The sequence below is a fragment of the Alistipes sp. An116 genome (genome assembly GCF_002161005.1).
Taxonomy (GTDB): Bacteria; Bacteroidota; Bacteroidia; order Bacteroidales; family Rikenellaceae; genus Alistipes; species Alistipes megaguti.
The window spans coordinates 57,630-77,185 of the sequence record NZ_NFLR01000002.1; the positions used below are offsets into that span (position 1 = coordinate 57,630).

Genomic DNA, 19,556 nt, shown 5'->3' on the forward strand with positions numbered 1-19,556 from the left:
ACAACGAGAACCAACCATACCATGAAAGCCGTATTTTTATCCTATAACCAGGCACTGACGGATCGTGTGCACGCCATTCTTGACGAGCAGGGGATCCGGGGCTTTACGAAGTGGGCCTTGACCCAGGGCCGCGGCTCGGTGGACGGCGAACCCCACTACGGGACGCACGCCTGGCCGTCGATGAATGCTTCGATTCTGGCCATCATCGACGACGAACAGCTCGAACCGCTGATGACGGCCCTGCGCGAACTGGATGCCTCGACCCGGATGCAGGGTTCGCGCGCCTTCTACTGGACCGTCGAGGGGGGCTTCTGAGTTCCACCCGCCGGGGAGCCAAGACCCACCCGCCGGGGAGCCAAGACCCACCCGCCGGGGAGTCAAGACCCACCAGCCGGATGACAGGGTCCCTCCTGCCGGGATGACGGAAACTCCTTCCGCCGGCACGGCAAGGCTCTCCCGCCGCCATCCAAAGGTCCTCTCTGCCGGCAAGAAAAGGCCCCCGTACGATGCGTCGTACGGGGGCCTTTTCGAGTGTCCGGGGCTTATTCCCCCTGTTGAATCTTCAGCGTGAATCCGCCGCCCGGCACCAGATGGACGGCAAACGGCTCGGCGGTATCGATGCGGATCTCTTCGCGGCGATAGTCCGAGGCCTTGTGGTCGGCATTCACCCCGTCGCGGAAGAGTTCAGCCTGGAGACTGCCGCCCAGGAACGAGAGGTCGATCTTCAGGTCGCGGGGCGTCCAGTCGGTGATGCCGCCGATGTACCACGTTGAGCCCTTGCGGCGTGCGGTGACGATGTATTCGCCGATGCGGCCGTCCAGAATCCGGGTTTCATCCCACACGGTGGGGATCCGGGCGATGAACGACGTGCACTCCTCTTCGCGGAGGTAGTTCGTCGGGGAGTCGCAGAGCATGTTGAGCGGGGAGTCCAGCACGACGTAGAGGGCCAGCTGGTGGCAACGCGTGCCCTGACTCATCGGCTCCGTGTAGTTGGGGTGAAAACCCTGGCGCGTGGCGTTGATCATGGCGCCCTGCGTGTAATCCATCGGGCCGGCGGCCTGACGGATGAAGGGGATCGTGGCGTCGTATTTCATCTGGTCGACCTTCGGCGAGCTCCATTTCATCTGCTCCAGACCGTGTACGCCCTCGAAGTTGAGGATGTTGGGCCAGGTCCGGTTCAGTCCGGCGGGTTTGTGGGTTCCGTGCAGGTCGAGGATGAGGTGGTATTTGGCGGCGGTTTCGGCGGCCCGGGAGTTGAAGAGGGTCATCTGCTGGTCGTCGCGGTCCATGAAGTCGACCTTGAAGCCCTTGACGCCCATTTCGGCGTAGTGGCGGCACACCTCCTCCATGTCGCGCTGGAAGGCGTGGAATCCGGCCCAGAGAATGATCCCGACGCCCTTCGAATCGGCGTACCGGACGATCTGCCGCAGGTCGATGTCGGGATTGATCTGCATGAGGTCGGCGCCCTTCCCGGCAGCCCAGCCGTCGTCGAGAATGACGTATTCGATGCCCTGCGAGGCGGCGAAGTCGATGTAGTATTTGTAGGTTTCGGTGTTGATGCCGGCCCGGAAGTCAACGCCGGCAAGGTTCCATGCGTTCCACCAGTCCCAGGCGACCTTTCCGGGGCGGATCCACGACAGGTCGTCGATCTTCGAAGGCTCGGCGAGCAGATAGCTCAGGTTCGAGGCGGCAATTCCGGCATCGTTTCCGATGATGGCGACGCGCCAGGGGAAGGTACGCGGTCCGGGAACATCGGCGATATGGACGGCGCGTTCCAGCACGACATGTTCGATTCCGTTGTAGCCGCCCGGCCGGGTGCGGATCGGACACGGAGCGAACTGTCCGCAGAGGTTGTTTCCGCCGTCCGGATTACGGAGGTAGAGTCCGGGATAGTCGCGCAGGTCGCTCTCCGTGAGACAGATCTTCACCTGCTGGCCGGCATCCACGACGAGCGGCAGGAAGGCCAGACGTCCGGTTTTGAGTTGCGAGAGCCGTGCGACGGTGTAGGTGTTTTCGAAGGAGTTGAAGTACTGCTTTTCCCAGTCGCCGTCCTCTCCGGCCCGCACGTAGGGCAGCGTGGCCGTGAAGTCCTCGGGGAAGCGGTAGGCGACCTCTTCGTTCAGAATGGCGAAGGGTTTCTTCGAACGGTTGACAAAGCGGTAAGCGACGCCGTCGTCGTAGGCGCGGAATTCGACCTCCCAGCCGCCCTTCATGCGGAGCGTGAGGGCGTTGTAGTGGTCGCGGATCGAATCGGCGCGGTAGAAGGGCGAAGCGACCCATTGATCAACCGACGATTGCGACGCCTTGGCAACGCGGGCATCGGGGCCCCAGACCGAGCCGTTGTTCAACCTCAGCGACAGGGGCGAAGGTTCGAGCAGCGTACGACCGTTGAGGCGGATGTCGTAGGAGAGTTCTCCGCCGACGGAGACGGTCGTCTGCAGGGCGCCGTCGGGCGATGCGAGCGTGTAGCGTTTTTGAGCCGGAAGGGCTGCCGTGACGAGCAGGGCGGCGGCAAGCAGCAACGTTTTTTTCATTCGGGTTTAAACTGTTTTGGGTTTGATTTCGAGTTTGTAAACTTACTAAATAAATACTGTTTCTGCAAGTCCTTTTTCGGAGTTTCGGTCCGATTCCGTGCATCGCGATTTTGCGGGCCGGGCATGCGGCGGTTTGCCCGAAAATGCTTACCTTTGCCGACATGAAGCTCACTTTTCTGGGAACCGGAACCTCACAGGGCGTGCCTGTGATCGGATGCCGCTGCCGGGTCTGCACGTCGCCCGACCGGCGCGATCACCGTCTGCGGACCTCGGCCATGGTCGAGACGCACGGTGTGCGGCTGGTGATCGACGCGGGACCCGATTTCCGCTACCAGATGCTCCGCACGGGGGTGAGCCACCTCGACGGCATCCTGCTTACGCACGAACACAAGGACCATATCGGCGGTCTGGACGACGTGCGGGCCTTCAATTTCGTCGACTATCCGCCGACGATCCATCGGGTCGACATCTACGCCTCGCCGCGGACGCTGGCCTGTGTGCGCAAGGATTTCGACTATGCCTTTGCACAGGACAAGTACCGCGGCGTCCCCGAGATCGAGCTCCACGAGATCGACGTCACGCGCCCCTTTACGGTGAAGGGGGTGGAGATCGTCCCCGTCTCGGGACACCACTCCGAACGCTTCACCGTGACGGGCTACCGCATCGGGCCGCTGGCCTACCTGACGGATTTCAAGACGATCGAGGATCGGGAGGTGGAGAAGCTTCGCGGGGTGGATACGCTGGTGGTCAACGCCCTGCGCTTCAAGGAGCACTACTCGCACTTCAACGTGGCCGAGGCGCTGTCGCTGATCCGCCGCGTCGAACCCCGTCGGGCATGGCTCACGCACATGTCCCACGACATCGGGCTGCAGGCCGAGACGGAGCCGAAGCTCCCCGCGGGTGTCCGGATGGCCTGCGATACGCTGGAGGTCGAGATCGAAGATTGAAACACGAAAATACGCTATGAAGACATTGAAAGATCGCGTGATTGTCATCACGGGAGCCTCGTCGGGCATCGGCGAGGCGATGGCCAAGGTATATGCGGTCCAGGGGGCCCGGGTGGTGCTCGGGGCCCGGAGCGAGGACAAACTCCGCCGGCTGGCCGACGAGATCCGCTCGCAGGGCGGAGCGGCGGCCTGGTGCGGCGTCGACGTGACGAAGCCCGAGGAGTGCCGGGCGCTGATCGAGACGGCCATCCGGGAGTTCGGACGGCTGGACGTGCTGATCTGCAACGCCGGCATCTCGATGCGGGCGCTCTTCGACGACGTCGACCTGGAGGTGCTCCACCGTCTGATGGATGTCAACTTCTGGGGCACGGTCAACTGCTGCAAGTACGCCTTGCCCTACCTGCAGGCGACGAAGGGCTCGATTGTCGGCATCTCGTCCGTGGCCGGGCTGCACGGACTGCCGGGACGTACGGGCTATTCGGCGTCGAAATACGCCATGACGGGCTTTCTGGAGACGCTGCGCATCGAGAATCTGAAAAAGGGGCTCCACGTGATGATCGCCTGCCCGGGCTTCACGGCCTCGAACGTGCGCTTCTCGGCGCTGACGGCCCATGGGGCGCAGCAGGGTGAGACGCCGCGCGACGAGTCGAAGATGATGACGGCCGAAGAGGTGGCCCGCATCGTCGGTCGCGGCATTGTGCGCCGCAAACGGTTGTGTCTGATGGAGATCGAGGGGCGTGCGACGCATTTCGTGAAGAAATTCGCTCCGGCATTCCTTGACCGGATGTTCTATCTGGTGATGTCGCGCGAGCCGGATTCGCCGCTCAAGTAGCGTAGCGGCCGAAGCCGCCACAGAGGGGCCTTCTCGGTGAGAAGGCCCCTCTCGTTTGTTGCCTTTCCGCCTGCCGGAGACGGGATTGCTTGCCTCATGCCTTCCTTTCCCTGCCTCCTGCTTTTCCGCCCCGACGCTCTTGTCGTTCTGTTCCGACGCCCATGCCTTTCTGTTCCGACGCCCTTGCCTCTCCGTCCCGATGCCCATGCCTTTCTGCCCCGACGCCCTTGTCTTCCCGCTTTGGCGCCCATGCCTTCCTTCTCGGGCCTCATGCCTTTTCACTCCGGGATCCATCTCTTTCCGCCCTAGCCCCCCCCGGACCGAAGGCTTCGGGGCGTTGCAACCTCCGGTCTCCGGATGCGGCGGAGTTTTCCGGCGCTGGTGGAACCTTGAAATTGTCCAATCTCCGGACCTGCGCGAGAAGAGCCTCTGGGGCCTGTTTTGAACAAAATCAATATCGTGCTGGACAAAATCAAAGGTTATTTGAGCGGTTTTGAAAATCAATTCTTCAATTCTCGGGGTCTCTCCGGAAGCTTATCGGTACTTTTGTATACCGAAAACAACCTGAACACAAAAACCTGAACCATTCATGAGAAAAAACCTCCTCCTGATTCCGGGACTTTTTTCCCTTCTTGTGCTGGGCTCCTGCGGTGCGGGCCCCGATCCCAAACTCGAGAGCGTGAAGCATGCCATCGACGTGGCCCGTTCGCAACTCGAACTTTCGTCGGCGGAGTTCGATTCGCTGCCGGGATTTCCGCGCTCGCTGATGCCGAAATTCAAGGTCGTGGACGCCAAGGACTGGACCAGCGGTTTCTATCCCGGGACGCTGTGGGAAGCCTACCGTCTGACGGGCGACGAACATCTGCGCGCCGAGGCCGAGAAATTCACCGCACGGCTCGAGGGCATACAATATTATAAGGGTACGCACGATCTGGGCTTCATGGTCTTCTGCAGCTACGGACAGCAGCAGCAGACGCTTCACGACGCCCATTCGGCCGAGGTGATTGTCGAGGCGGCCAACAGCCTCATTTCGCGCTGCGACTCGACCGTCGGTCTGATCCGCTCGTGGGACTTCGGCGAGTGGAACTACCCGGTGATCATCGACAACATGATGAATCTCGAGATGCTCTTCTGGGCCTCGAAGCACACGGGCGATCCGAAATACCGCAACGTGGCCGTCTGCCATGCCGACCTCACGATGCAGAACCACTTCCGCGAGGACGGCAGTTCGTACCACGTGGTGAGCTACAACGACGACGGCACGGTCGAGAGCCGCGGTACGTTCCAGGGCTACTCCGATTCGTCGGCCTGGGCCCGCGGCCAGGGGTGGGGCCTCTACGGCTATACGATGTGCTATCGCGAGACGGGCGACACGAAGTATCTGGACCACGCCCGTCGGATCGCCTCGTTCATCATGAACCATCCCCGCACGCCGGCCGACCTGATTCCCTACTGGGACTACGATGCGCCGGACATTCCCGATGCTCCGCGCGATGCTTCGGCCGCGGCGGTGATCGCCTCGGCGCTCTTCGAACTCTCGACGCTGGTTCCCGAGGAGGAGGGGCGCAGCTACTTCGAGCGTGCCGAGCGGATACTGATGAGCCTCTCGTCGGATGCCTACCTGGCCGAGAAGGGGACCAACGGCGGCTTTATCCTCCGCCACAGCGTCGGCCACCTGCCGGCCCACAGCGAGATCGACACGCCGCTCAACTATGCGGACTACTACTATCTGGAGGCCATCGGCCGCTATCTGTCGCTGCGGGGCGTGTCGCCCCGGGAGCTTTAAAGCGTAAAAACCCTAAAACCAATAACCTATGAAACGAATCTTTACGAAGATCTCGCTGTATGGTCTCGTGATCTCGACGGCCCTTCTGACGGGGTGTCTGGGCGACGAAATCCGGGGCACCGATGACGGCAGCGGTTCGGAGACGACCGATTCGACGATTCCCGGCAACAGCGTGATTGATGCACGCGTTTTCGAGGCGTTGAATCTGGATCTTCCGGAACTGGCCTCCGTGAAGGCCTACTACGAGTCGGATCAGTACTATCTGGCCGCGCAGGCTCTGCTGAACTATTTCCGTACGCGGACGCAGGTCAATGCCAACGTCAACCTGATTGCGCCGTCGATCACGGCCGAGGAGCAGGCCCGGGCCGACTGGGCGCTTCCCGTCACGGGAGATGCGCAGGACGGCTACCGCTTCTGGGTCGACGGCTATGCCGACGGCGACCGTCCCTACTCCTACCAGACGGGCAGCAAACTCGACTGGACCAAACGCGCAACGGCCGAAACCGAGGAGCGCTTCCGCCTGCACCGCCTGCAATGGATGATCCCGCAGGGCAAGGCCTACCGCACGACGCTCGACGAAAACTACGTCACGTCGTGGATGTCGGTCTACGAGAGCTGGCTGGAGACCTTCCCGCTTCCGGCTGGCGACTACGATTTCAATGCCGATCCTTCGAGCCAGCCCGAGGAGGTGCGTGAGGCGCTCTACGCCTGGCGTCCGATCGACGTGTCGTACCGTCTGGCCGATCAGTGCGACCTGATCTACTATTTCATGCAGTCGACCGCCTTCACGCCGCAGATGCTCGCCTCCTACCTGTCGAATCTGGTCGAGCAGGCCGGCCACGTGATGAACCACTACTCGGAGAACGGGGAGGAGCTGGCCCAGGAGTCCTATGCCGTATGGCGGGCCGGTACGATTTTCCCCGAGATGAAGCAGGCGGCCGAGTGGGTCAAGAGCGGTTCGCAGGCGATGAACGACGGCGTCGACATCTCGATTCTCAATCTGCTGGATCTTTCGTACGGCGGATTGTCGAAAGTTTCGGCCGCCTATGCCGCCGGAGACTACCGTCTGGCCCTGCAGGAGCTGCTCAACTACTACCGCACGCGCACCCACGGTCTGAATCCCAACGTGAAGATCGAGAGCGACAAGGCTACGGATACCGAGAAGTCGTGGGCCGACTACGCCTTCCGTGAAAACGGCTACCGCTTCTATGTGAAGAACTATTTCGATGCGTCGGCCGGGTCGAACGTTCCCTATTCCTACCTGAATGCGGAGGGGACGGGCATCGACTGGACGATCTGGCCCACGAAGGAGCAGGAGCACCGCTACCAGCTGCACCGCCACCAGTGGATGATCCTGCAGGGCAAGGCCTACAATGCGACGCACGACGAGCGTTACGTGGCGAACTGGATGGAGGTCTACGGCGACTGGCTGCGTCAGAACCCCAAACCCGACGTGGATCTCGACTATACGGTCTATCCCGAGAATCTGCCTGCGGAGTATCGCAATGCGGGGTGGTCGTGGCGACCGCTGGACGTTGCGGCGCGGGTGATCGACCAGTGCGGGCTGCTGGAGTACTACCAGAATTCGGAGACTGTGACGGCCGAGTGGCTTTCGACCGTGCTCAAGCACCTCGACGAGCAGGTGAACCATATCATGAAGAACTACTCCACGACGTCGAACCATCTGATCACGCAGGCCCAGGCGGTGACCTTCGCGGGCATGCTCTTCCCCGAGCTGAAGAATGCCGCAACGTGGCGGACGAACGGTCCGGGCGTGCTCGGACAGCAGGTTACGGCGCAGTATTTCAACGACGGCTGGCTCAAGGACGGCGACCTTTCGTACCACATTTCGGGCATCGAGGATTTCCGTTCGTCGCTGCTCGTGGCGCAGCTCAACGGCGGTGAGAGCTACTTCCCGTCGAATTTCGTGTCGTCGATGCGCAAGATGACCGATGTGGTGATGAACATGATCTACCCGGACTATTCGGTGCCCAACATGGCCGATACGCGGGCCGCGTCGTGGACCAAGAGCGTGCTGACGCGCAATCTGAAGAACTACATGACGCTCTTCCCCGACAATGCCGGGCTGACGTGGCTGGCCACCGAGGGGGCGCAGGGGACGCAACCCACGACGAATGTCGTGACGTTCCCCGACGGCGGCTACTACGTGATGCGTACGGGCTGGACGATGCAGGACCTGATGATGGTGCTGCAGAACACGCCCGACGGCCCCTCGGAGCAGTGGCACCGCCAGTCGGACAACAACACCTTCGAACTCTGGGCCAAGGGTCGCAATTTCTTCCCCGATTCGGGCGCCGGTTCCTACGGCGGATCGTCGGAGACGAACGCCATCCGTTCGCGCTATGGCGCCACAACGGCTCACAATACGCTGACGCTCGACGGTAAGAATGTGGCGAGCGACGGCCGCATGCTCAAGCAGGAGTCGAAATCGACCTCGTCGTATGCCTACGAGGTGCTGGTGCTGGAGAACCCCTCGTACACGGGGCTGACCCACCGGCGCTCGATCTTCCTGGTCGACAACAAGTTCTACGTGATCCTCGACGAGGGCTACGGCTTGGCCGAGGGTACGGTCAACCTGAATTTCAACGTGACGCCGGGCGACGATTCGCAGGTGGTGCTCGATTCGTCGGAGGGTGGTTTCCACACGGCCTTCGGCGACGGCAACAACCTCTACGTGCGGAGCGTTTCGGACAAGGTGATGACCTTCGCCGAGAAGCAGGGCTTCGTGGCCTACAACGTCGTGACCTCCACCTACAAGGAGACCGCTCGCAAGGCCTATCAGCTCGACGTGACGAAGAGCGCTTCGGACGAGGCGGTTCGTTACGTGACGGTGCTCTATCCGACGACGGATGCCTCGGCCGTGAAGGGCTTCGAGAGCGACCTGGGCGAATGGTCGGCCTCGGGGGCCTCGATCTCGGTTCGCATCGACGGCAAGACCTACAACCTGTCGTATACGCTGTAAACCTAAAACTGCAAAACGAATATGAAATCACTGTTTCGAAATATCTGTCTTGCCGTGTTCGGACTGTTGGGCGCGGCGGCCTTTACGGCCTGCGGAGAGGATGAGACGTCGGACGGCGGTCTGGATCTCTACTATGCGTCGATCGTCGACATCGGTCCTTCGATGCTCTTCAATTCGGATGCGCCGACGTGGTACGGCCCCACGCCGTCGGAGTTTGCCATCACGGCCATCACCCTCAATGATGCGGTGATCACGAGCGAGAGCTTCGCGATCAACTCGACGACGGGTGTGGTCTCGATCACCCATACGGAGAATCTCGAGCCGGGGGTCTACAAACTGACCGTTTCGTGCCTTTCGGGCGGCGTCCGCCATACGTTCAAGGACATCTTCACGGTACACATGTCGCCGGCCACGCCTGAGGCGCTGGAGCTCAGCTCCCCGACGCTGGAGATTCCCTATGCCGAACTGGAGACCAGCGAGGCCAAGGTGACGGTGACGCCCGTGGGTGAATCCGTATCGATCCAGAGCTACAGTCTGGTCCAGCCCGAGGGCGCGGAGTACTTCGCGATCTCGCTGGCTGGTGAGGTGACGCTCAACGCCGACTTCAAGGGCGAGGTGATGCCGGGCAACTACCCGCTGCCGATCACGGTGAAGACCTATGCCGGCGAGATGACCTACGAGAGCCTGCTGACGGGCCGCATCACGAGCGAACCGCTTTCGGTGAGCTATCCCACGTCGTCCGGCCGCATTGAGGCCGGGTTGTCCTTCCTCGGCACGACGCCGACGCTGAAGGGTTCGCCCGACGAGGTGGCATGGGCCATCCGCCAGGTCCGCCCGGGCGAGGGGAGTCCGGAGACGGATCTGATCAAGATCGATCCGGCGACGGGTGTCATTTCGGTCGACGAGGGCAACAACCTGCAGGTCGGTGCGGTCTATACGGTGGACCTGACGGTGACCAACAGCTTTGGCTCGACGGATTTCGACGGCGCCTACACGCTGACGGTTGTCGACTATATCGAACCCATCGACGCCTCGACCTTTGCCTACGATCCCGTTGAGGCGATCCAGGGCGGCGAATTCAAGGCCGAGAAGCGGAGCGGCTTCGTCGGCGACGAGGCGGTCTTCGCCTTCGGAACGCTTCCGGCAGCCGTCGAGGGCCAGCTGACGATCGACCAGGCAACGGGTGCCGTTTCGGCGACCAAGGGCCATTCGATTCCGCTGGGCGAGTATGAGATTCCGGTGGTGGCCTCCAACCTGAAGGGACAGGCCGAGACCACGCTCCGACTGACCGTGGGCGAGAATCCCTACTACTTCACGACGATCAGCTACGGCAATAATCTGGGTCTGACGCCGGCGGAGAACTACGCCAGCCAGTTCCGCTGCCCGACGTCGGGCGATCTGACGTCGCTGCAGCTCACCCCGACGACCGATGCCAAACCGGGTACGCAGCTGACGTGGTCGATCGCGATCAAGCATCAGTGCTCGGGCACGCTCATCGACTCGCAGACGGGTGTCATCTCGCCCAAGGGCTTCAAGGCCAACAACGGCGGCCTGATTCTGGTGACGGCGACGGCCGGCAAGGGCCAGGTCGGCGAGACCTCGGTGACGGTTCCGGTCTTCTTCTCGTTCATCCAGGCCGTAGACGGCGTGACGATCCACTATACGCCGTTCGTCTTCCAGGTGAACCCGCGTACGGGCGGCACGTCGGCCGCTCCGACCGTCGAGGGCGTCGACCCGTCGCTCTTTGCGATCGACTACCGTCGTACGTTCAACTATTACAACTTTGCCGGTCCGCACACCGACGGACAGCCTTCGACTGCCGGATCGTTCATGAACAGCGTCTGGAGCTCCTACTACACGAGCATCGGCAGCGCCACGGTCAACACGGGTTCGAAGGATCCCGTCTCCTACTATTCGAACACCTCGCGGCTGAGCTCGGCGCTGTGCTACGTCGATCCCACGACGAAGGCGCTGGTTGTCAACCCGAACAAGTGGGTCGATGGCAACGGTGTGGCCGCCAACGGAGCGATGATCGGTCAGATGACCTTCGTCACGGACGGCAATTCGGGCAATGTGAGCAACGGTTCGCAGGTCTTCCCGATCTGGATCTGGTTCGACGAGAAATTTTAACCTAACGGAATGAAACCTATGAAACATATATTGAACCGGGCATTCGGGCTGCGGGGGGTATTGACCCTCCTGGCCCTGACGGTGGTCTTCGCGGCCACGGCCCAGAACAAGATAACGGGCAAGGTGACCGACGAGAACAACCAGCCGGCCATCGGAGCCAACGTCGTGGTGAAGGGCACGACGCAGGGCGTCTCGACGGACCTGAAGGGCACCTACACGCTCTCGGTGAAGAAGGGAGCCGTGCTGGTCTTCTCCTACCTGGGCTACAAGCAGCAGGAGGTGACCGTGAACACGCAGACGGTCATCGACGTCAAACTCGAACCCGAAACCAACGTGATGGACGAGGTGGTCGTGGTGGGTTACGGCGCCCAGAAGCGCAGCGACCTGACGGGAGCCATCGCCTCGGTCTCGGCCAAGGATGTCGAGGGCTTCAAGTCGGGATCGGTCATGGAGGCGCTGGGCGGCCAGATCGCCGGTGTGCAGATTACGGCGACGGACGGTACGCCGGGTGCGGGCTTCGACATCAAGATCCGCGGTGTCGGCTCGGTGAACGGTGAGACGACGCCGCTCTACATCGTCGACGGCTTCCAGGTTGACAACATCGACTACCTCTCGAACTCGGACATCGCCTCGATCGAGGTGCTGAAGGATGCCTCGTCGTCGGCCATCTACGGATCGCGCGCCGCGAACGGCGTGGTGATGGTGACGACCAAGTCGGGTAAGGTGGGACGTCCGGTGGTGACCTACAACGGATCGGCCAGCTACCGCCACATCTCGCGGACGCTCGATCTGCTGACGCCCTACGAGTTCGTGCGGCTGCAGACCGAGGCGTGGCCCGACAAGTTCGGCGACACCTACTACAAGTCGGGCAACGACAGCAACGGGGTTCCCTATCGTTACCAGACGCTGGACGACTACATCGGCGTAGCGGGCATTGACTGGCAGGGCGAGACCTTCCAGCCCACCTGGTCGCAGGATCACAACGTCTCGGTGTCGGGCGGTTCGGACAAGACGAAGTATGCCTTCTCGTTCTCGGACTTCCTTGAGAACGGTATCTTCAGGAACAGTGCCTTCAACAAGATCACGGCCAAGATGCGCGTGACCCACAAGATCTCGAAGCTGCTCTCGATCGATGCCACGGTCAACTACGCCTTCACGGACAAGCGCGGTGCGGGAACGTCGGGCGACAACGGCCGTTTCAACATGCTGGGTCAGATTCTGCGGTACCGTCCGACGGGCGGTCTGCGGATGACCGACGAGGAGCTGCTCAACTCGGCGATCGACCCGCTGGAGCTCGAGTCGTCGGAGTCGCTCTCGCAGGTGAACCCCATCAAGCAGGCCGAGTCGGTGACCAACACCAAGAAGGCGGAGATGTGGGGCGGCAACCTGGCGCTGAACTTCAACTTCGGCAAGGGGTGGAGCTTCCGCATGGCCGGATCGTACAACACGACCAACACGCGTAACTACCTGTTCTACTACGACGGATCGAAGGAGGCCTACCGCAACGGCCAGACCCCCTACGGCTCGACGCAGATGACGCGCGACGTGCGCTGGACGAACTTCAACTACCTGACCTACAAATATAATAAGAAGAACGGCCACGCCTTTGACGTGATGCTGGGTCAGGAGACCTCGTTCCGCGGGACGGAGTATCTGATGGGACAGGCGACCGACTTCCCGTTCGACAACCTGGGCAACGACAACCTCGGGCTGGGCGCCACGCCGAGCCAGGTGACCTCGTCGCGTTCGGACAACCTGCTCGTCTCGTTCTTCGCCCGCGGCAACTACAGCTACAAGGACCGCTACCTCTTCACGGCGACGATCCGAGCCGACGGTTCGACGGTCTTCTCGAAGAACAACAAGTGGGGTTACTTCCCGTCGTTCTCGGCGGCATGGCGCATCTCGGAGGAGCCCTTCATGAAGAAGCAGGAGGTGATCTCGAACCTCAAGCTGCGTGCCGGCTGGGGCGTCGTGGGTAACGACCGCATCACGAACTACCTCTCGCTGACGCTCTATACGCAGAACAAGTACGGCTACGGCAACAGCCTCATCACGGTGCTCTCGCCCAAGCAGCTGCCCAACGAGGACCTCAAGTGGGAGGCTTCGCAGAGTACGAACGTCGGTCTGGATCTGGGTCTGTTCCGCAACCGGCTGAACATCACGGCCGACCTCTTCCTCAAGGATACGAAGGATCTGCTGATGGCGGCCAACAAGGCCTATGTTTCGGGCTTCGGGTCGCAGTGGCAGAACGTGGGCAAGATCCGCAACAAGGGTCTCGAGCTGGCGATCAACTCGACGAACATCGCTTCGAAGAGCGGCTTCCGCTGGACGACGGACTTCAACATCTCGTTCATCCGCAACGAGCTGCGGGCGCTGGCCGACGGCGCCCGGACGATGTACACGGCCGCCAGCTGGAACAGCGACTACACGGGTTACGACTACATGGCGCAGGTGGGTCAGTCGCTGGGTCTGATCTACGGTTATGTCTTCGACGGGGTCTACCAGTCGTCGGATTTCGAGGTGGACGCCGCCACGGGTGAGACGCGCCTGCGTGCGGGCGTGCCCGACATGTCGGAGCACTACACGAGCGGCACGTTCGGCCCCGGCGTGGTGAAGTACAAGGATGTGGACGGCGACGGCAAGATCACGACGAACGACCGCACGGTGATCGGCAACGGTACGCCGAAGTGGTACGGAGGTATCACCAACACCTTCTCCTACAAGGGTATCGACCTGAGCTTCATGTTCCAGTTCAACTACGGCAACGACGTCTACAACGCCACGCGCATGTACACCTCGCAGACGCAGGACCAGCGTTCGAACATGATGGCCGAGGTGGCCGACCGCTGGACGGCGACCAACGCCTCGAACAGCGTTCCGCGCTGGGACGGCTACGTGAAGAACGAGCTCTACTCGCGCTTCGTCGAGGACGGATCGTTCCTGCGACTGAAGAACCTCACGGTGGGTTACACGCTGCCGCAGCACTGGACGCGGAAGTTCTACGTCTCGAAGCTGCGCATCTACTTCACGGCGCAGAACCTCTTCGTGGTGACGGGCTACTCGGGCTACGATCCGGAGGTGAACATGCGGGCCTCGAACCCGATGACGCCGTCGTTCGACTGGGGCGCCTATCCGCGCAGCAAAGTATATACGATGGGTCTTGACCTGTCCTTCTAAAAAGCAAACGAACTATGAAAAAGATCTTAATATACGGTTTGTCGGCCCTGGGCCTGATGTTTGCGGTGTCGTGCTCCGATCTGCTGGAGGAGGAGTCGTACGTGGAGGTCGGCAAGAACAACTACGTGAACAATGCCGAGGAGGCCGAGACGGTGCTGATGGGTATCTACAAGGATCTGGCCAACGAGTACATGTATTCGTACCACCTGTCGCTGCTGTTCACCATCTCGTCGGACATCGCGCAGTGCGAGGGCAGTGCGACGACGTCGTTCCGCGAGATCCCGACCAATTCGCACAACCCCTCCACGTCGCAGATCATGCAGACGTGGCAGAAACTCTACTCGTCGATCTACGAGGCCAACGACTTCATCGAGACCGTTTCGGCGCGCATGGGTTCGTGGAGCTCGTCCAACCGTGAGCTGGCGACCATCTACCTGGGCGAGGCGCATGCGCTGCGGGCGCTGTTCTACTTCGAGTTGGTTCGCTGGTACGGGAATATCGTGCTGATCACCTCGACGGAGCAGTCGAGCCTGCCGGCCACGGAGTACGTGCAGGCCGATCCGAAGGATGTCTACGCCTTCATTGAGTCGGATCTGAAGTATGCGGCCGAGGTTCTGCCGTGGGCCGTCGACGACACGAAACGCTCGTCGAACGCCTACCGCATGTCGAAGGGTGCGGCGCTGGGTCTGCTGGCGAAGGTCTACTGCACGTGGGCCGGCTATCCGGTGCGTGACGAGTCGAAGTGGGCCGAGGCGGCGAAGGTGGCGCGTCAGGTGATCGAGTCGGGCAAGCACCGCCTGATTCCCGACTACGAGACCGTGTGGAGCAACACGTGCAACGGCATCTGGGATGCGGGCGAGAGTCTGATCGAGGTATCGTTCTACTCGCCGACGAGCCTGGACAGCGACCAGACGGCCGGCCGTATCGGCAAGTGGAACGGTGTGGTGGCCGACGCGGTCGAGGGACAGCGCGGGCGCAATGCCGCCAACTGGAAGGTGGTCTACACCTTCACGCGCGAGTGGGAGACGCACAACGACCCGCGCATGGCGCTGTCGATTGCCGACTACAAGTACGATTCGTCGAAGGGCGACGGCCCCGTCACCTATATCTCGACGGTGACCAACCCGACGGAGGACAATCTCAACAAGCAGCGTCAGCTCTATACGCCGGCCAAGTGGGATACGGAGAAGTATGTCAACTCGGCCAACTACATGGTCAATAACGACAAGTCGTGTATCAACTGGTACATCCTTCGTTATTCGGACGTGCTGCTGCTGTTTGCCGAGGCGCTGAACGAGTCGGGCGGATCGATTGTCGATGCGGTGGATGCGGTCAATGCGGTACGTCGGCGCGGTTTCGGGGATTCGGACCACGATCTTTCGTACGGTCTTTCGCGTGAGGCGCTGCGCGAGGCGATCCGCAAGGAGCGTGCCTACGAGCTCTGCTTCGAGGGTCACCGCAAGCAGGATCTGATCCGCTGGGGCATCTACTATCAGACGATCCGCAATACGGCCCAGGAGCTGGTCAACTGGTTCTCGAATGCGAACTACACGGTGGCCCGCTTTACGATCGAGGGTCGTCACGAACTGCTGCCCATCCCGCAGCGGGATCTGGACCTGATGACGCAGTGCAAGCAGAATCCCGGATGGGGTGAATAGCCCGTCCGTTCAGGAGAAACGGAAAATCCCGGTCGGAATCACTCCGACCGGGATTTTTTTGTGATTTTCGAGCCTGACGGCATCCGGCAGAACCCGTTTCCCGCCGGCGAACCTGTTCCCATCCGCCCGGCGAACCCGTTCCCATCCGCCCGACATTACCTGTTTCCCTACTGATGCCGGACGCATCTTCTACCTCCTCATCCCGGGCATCACCGGTTGGCTTCGGGGGCGGCATTGTGGGGCCGGTTTAGAGGCTGGGCGCTGCTTCCCGGGCATGAGAAAAGCCCCGACGTCGGACGGTCGGGGCTTGGGGTGTGCAGGTCGCGGGAGGCGGGATCAGTCGAGCGGCTGCTGGGTGAATCCGGCAAGGTTGTAGCTCACGGGAACGGTGCTGCCCGCCACGCGGTAGATGCCGTACTTGAAGTAGTAGCCGGCCTCGTCGTTGCGGCCGATGAGGATCTCGCGGTTGTCGACCAGTTTGCGCGTGCGGCCGTCGCAGCGCATCTCGATGTCGAGACGCCCGGGTGAGACGATCGTCTCCGCCTCACCGCCGTAGCGCGTCCAGTCGATCTCGACGGTGAACTCCACCCAGCAATCCTTCGGAAACTCCGCAAAGGGCATCTTGCAGGCGATCGTCGAGCACTTGTACTCCGAGCAGACGGGCTGCATGACCTCGGCTTTGGCGGGGTCGGCGTTGCAGCGGTCGTCCTTGTCCGAGAACCAGCGGCGGTCGGAGTTGGCCTTGACGTAGAACCACCCGCCGGAGAATCCGAAGGCCAGCGGGGGATAGCCTCCCTGTTCGACCTTCCAGCCCGTGGGCTCTCCGGCGCGCATGACGGGGCGTCCCCGACGGTCGGTCGAGGCGACGGCGCGATAGACCTTCTCCTTCCTGATGACCGTTGTGTCGCTCATGGCGATGAACTCCCGCACGGGGAGCTTCATGACGCGGCCGTCGGGTGCCGTGACGAGCGTACGGTCGGGCATTCCGTGCCATTGGGCGAAGATCGTCGAGACCTGGCTGTCGAGTTCCGAAGGGATGTAGACGGCGAAGGTGTAGCGCCACGAGGAGCCCTGCGGACAGATTCCCTTGCCGTGGTGGTAGACGGTCTTCATCTTCTGGGCATCGACGTACTCCTCGGGGGGCAGGGCGGCAAAATCGGCCGCCGTAGCGTAGCAGTAGGAGAGTTCCGAGCGACCCTTCGTCTCGCCCGGGGCATACCCCTTGAGGGTGTTGTCCTCCACGCCGAGTGTGAAACGGAACGAGGGTTTCCCGGCGTAGGGACGGGTGAAGTCGCGGCACAGCGTTCCCTCCTTGCGGATCCCGACGGCGACCCACTGGCCGTCGATCACCTGCTCCATGCGGGCCGAATCGGCCTGAACGTTGACCCGATCGGGAATGGACTCCAGCCCCGGGGTTTGGGCTGCCGCCGGTGAAGCGGCCAGCAGCAGTCCTGCAATCCAGTGTGTCTTCATGGTCCGAGGGTCAGAGTTCGTATCGGAAATCGTAGGTGCGGGCTCCGACACGTACGGCCACCTGGAAGCGGTCGGCCGTCGAGCTGCGGTCGGGGACGATGGCGATCGACCCGCTCCGCTCCTGGTCTTCGGGCGTGATGACGGTGACCACCCAGAGCTCCTCGCCGGCCGCCTTCTCCATCTCGACGACATAGGCCGGGCGCTGCTCCTTCTTGCGGTAGGCCGACGATACCCAACCCTCCTCCTGCTGGATGCGAAGGGGTTTGCAGCCCGTGCTTTTGATGCGGATGTTGTTCGCGTCGTCGAACAGTGTGCGGAGCGTTCCGTCCTTGGCGAAGGAGACCTCGCCGGGGCAGAGGTTGAAGTGCACGCCGACGGTTCCGGCCGCCTCGCCGCGGGCCATGTCGACGATGACGAGCAGGCCGTCCTGCGTGGCGAAGAAGGCCCGGCGGTGGGTGAGCCCCTCATAGGAGGGGTTTTCGGTCACCAGCACGGTCTGCTCGGGCGACGTTTTCCACAGAAGCCGCTTCGAATCGGTGACCTCGAGGTTGCGGTTGTCGAGCGTCAGGGTGTTGTGGACGCGGGTCTGGCGGAACCAGTTGCGCTGGGCCAGCACGGCGCTGTCGCCGCCGTAGACGTAACTGCCCGAATCGGGGAAGAAGTTGCGGCCGCGGTGCCAGTAGTCGAAGGTGCCGTTGTCGGGCTGGTTGTGCCAGAAGGCCGGGGGGCCGGCCTTGACGACGGTGACGGTGGCCTGCGGATCCCAGCCGGTGCGCAGGACGTAGAATCCCGACTGCGGAAACTCCTGCGAGGTGTAGTCGGGACGCGATCCGCGGTTGCCCTCCCAGGCGAACCATTCGAGTTGGCGGTCGTCGGCGAAGACGCGGCTCCAGCTGCGGAACTGCTTGAGCAGCGAGGATTTGTCGTGGCTCTTCGTGTCGCCGAACATCGGGTTCGAGTAGTCGGGGAAGAGGAGGTTCCACGTCACGGTGGTCATCCGGTGGACGGTCTCCGTGTAGCTGGCCGGGAACTCCTCCTCGAATCCGTTCTGACGGGCCATGCCCAACGCCTTGAGGAAGATGTCGATGGCGGCGATGTGGTATCCGAAGTCGAGTTCGAACTGCATGCCGTCGGGGTAGACCTGCACGCCGATTTCGCGGTTGAGGATCTCGATGCCGCTGCGGCGCCACTCGGCGGCCTCGCGGAATTCGGGGAAGTAGATGCCGGCAAACAACATGCGCTGCGCCTCGAAGAGCAGGTGGTTGCCCTGTTTGGAGTAGTTGTTCAGGATATGGTCGGCATGTTGGCGGTAGGTGCGCAGGAAGAGGTTCAGGAACTGGGGCGTGAAGCGCGGCGACTGGATGGTCAGGGCAAATTCGGTGAGCAGATCCTGCAGCCGTCGTCCGGCCTCCATCGGACGCCACGCAAAGCGGACGTTCTCGCGTTCGGCGGCGATCTCCTCCTCGGAGGCACCGGCGGCCCGGAGCCGTTCGACGCCGTCGAGCGGATTCTTCTTCACCCAGTCGGTGTACTGGTCGATCCAGGCGTCGATGTAGCGGTTGTCGTGGGTCACGTAGTAGCACTTGGCCAGCGGGATGAACCAGTAGTGGCGGTGGAGCTGCCAGCGGAGTTCGTTGTCCTTGACGGGCCAGTATCGCCAGTTGATATCGTCGCCGTAGAAGAACGACGGCTGATAGCCCTTGTGGGCATAGAACTTGTGTTCGAGGGCCTCGTCGGCCTGGCGCTGTTCGAGTTTGCTGACCTTGACGTTCTGGAGGTCGAGTCCGAACAGGGCGACGGGTTTGCGCGTGCGGTAGTACTTGAGCAGCTCCTTGTCGGCAGCCTCGAAGTTGCCCTTCGAGACGGCCTTCTTCACGGCCTTGAGTTCGGGACGGTCGAGGTCCAGCAGGTCGTAGAGCGACTTTTCGTCGCCGAGAGTCGGAACCTCGCCGGCCAGGGCCGTCGTGCCGATTGCCAACAGGGCGCACAGCGCCATCAGGATTCGTTTCATGTCGGTTTTTCTGTTTTCGGTTATC

General features: G+C 62.0%; 11 protein-coding genes. 8 read left to right on the forward strand and 3 right to left on the reverse strand.

What is annotated here, in order from left to right:
* Positions 1 to 21: 21 nt before the first annotated feature.
* Positions 22 to 315 (forward strand): PG0541 family transporter-associated protein, encoded by a 294-nt coding sequence (locus B5E60_RS01535; RefSeq protein WP_087309135.1) that lies wholly within the window; start codon positions 22 to 24, stop codon positions 313 to 315.
* Positions 316 to 542: 227 nt separating this feature from the next.
* On the opposite strand, the gene B5E60_RS01540 is transcribed toward B5E60_RS01535, so the two are convergent.
* Entirely contained in the window at positions 543 to 2,534 is a 1,992-nt protein-coding gene (locus B5E60_RS01540; protein WP_087309136.1) for a glycoside hydrolase family 97 protein, read from the reverse strand.
* 161 nt (positions 2,535 to 2,695) lie between these two features.
* Between B5E60_RS01540 and B5E60_RS01545 the strand changes: the two genes are divergently transcribed.
* The 7 genes from B5E60_RS01545 to B5E60_RS01575 all read left to right on the forward strand — a co-directional run bounded on the left by B5E60_RS01545 (position 2,696) and on the right by B5E60_RS01575 (position 16,047).
* Positions 2,696 to 3,481 carry an MBL fold metallo-hydrolase gene (locus B5E60_RS01545; protein WP_087309300.1) on the forward strand — a complete coding sequence of 262 codons (786 nt, stop codon included), beginning with the start codon at positions 2,696 to 2,698 and terminating at the stop codon, positions 3,479 to 3,481.
* 16 nt (positions 3,482 to 3,497) lie between these two features.
* Positions 3,498 to 4,313, forward strand: a complete 816-nt coding sequence (locus tag B5E60_RS01550) for an SDR family oxidoreductase (protein WP_087309137.1) — start codon at positions 3,498 to 3,500, stop codon at positions 4,311 to 4,313.
* A gap of 589 nt (positions 4,314 to 4,902) precedes the next feature.
* A complete protein-coding gene (locus tag B5E60_RS01555; protein WP_087309138.1) occupies positions 4,903 to 6,099 on the forward strand; it encodes a glycoside hydrolase family 88 protein in 1,197 nt (398 codons plus the stop codon).
* A gap of 28 nt (positions 6,100 to 6,127) precedes the next feature.
* A complete protein-coding gene (gene hepC / locus B5E60_RS01560; RefSeq protein ID WP_087309139.1) occupies positions 6,128 to 9,082 on the forward strand; it encodes a heparin-sulfate lyase HepC in 2,955 nt (984 codons plus the stop codon).
* Between the two features lie 21 nt (positions 9,083 to 9,103).
* Positions 9,104 to 11,212 carry a surface glycan-binding family protein gene (locus B5E60_RS01565; protein WP_087309140.1) on the forward strand — a complete coding sequence of 703 codons (2,109 nt, stop codon included), beginning with the start codon at positions 9,104 to 9,106 and terminating at the stop codon, positions 11,210 to 11,212.
* 18 nt (positions 11,213 to 11,230) lie between these two features.
* The gene (locus tag B5E60_RS01570; protein ID WP_087309141.1) at positions 11,231 to 14,389 is read left to right on the forward strand and encodes a SusC/RagA family TonB-linked outer membrane protein; all 3,159 of its coding nucleotides are present in this window, start codon (positions 11,231 to 11,233) and stop codon (positions 14,387 to 14,389) included.
* A gap of 14 nt (positions 14,390 to 14,403) precedes the next feature.
* Complete coding sequence (locus tag B5E60_RS01575; RefSeq protein ID WP_087309142.1) at positions 14,404 to 16,047, forward strand: RagB/SusD family nutrient uptake outer membrane protein; 1,644 nt, start codon at positions 14,404 to 14,406, stop codon at positions 16,045 to 16,047.
* Between the two features lie 336 nt (positions 16,048 to 16,383).
* Here B5E60_RS01575 and B5E60_RS01580 read toward each other — a convergent pair whose 3' ends face one another.
* Together B5E60_RS01580 and hepC (B5E60_RS01585) are read right to left on the reverse strand one after the other, a co-directional pair.
* A complete protein-coding gene (locus B5E60_RS01580) occupies positions 16,384 to 17,520 on the reverse strand; it encodes a heparin lyase I family protein (RefSeq protein WP_087309143.1) in 1,137 nt (378 codons plus the stop codon).
* 10 nt (positions 17,521 to 17,530) lie between these two features.
* Positions 17,531 to 19,531 (reverse strand): heparin-sulfate lyase HepC, encoded by a 2,001-nt coding sequence (gene hepC / locus B5E60_RS01585; RefSeq protein WP_087309144.1) that lies wholly within the window; start codon positions 19,529 to 19,531, stop codon positions 17,531 to 17,533.
* Between the last annotated feature and the right edge of the window lie 25 nt (positions 19,532 to 19,556).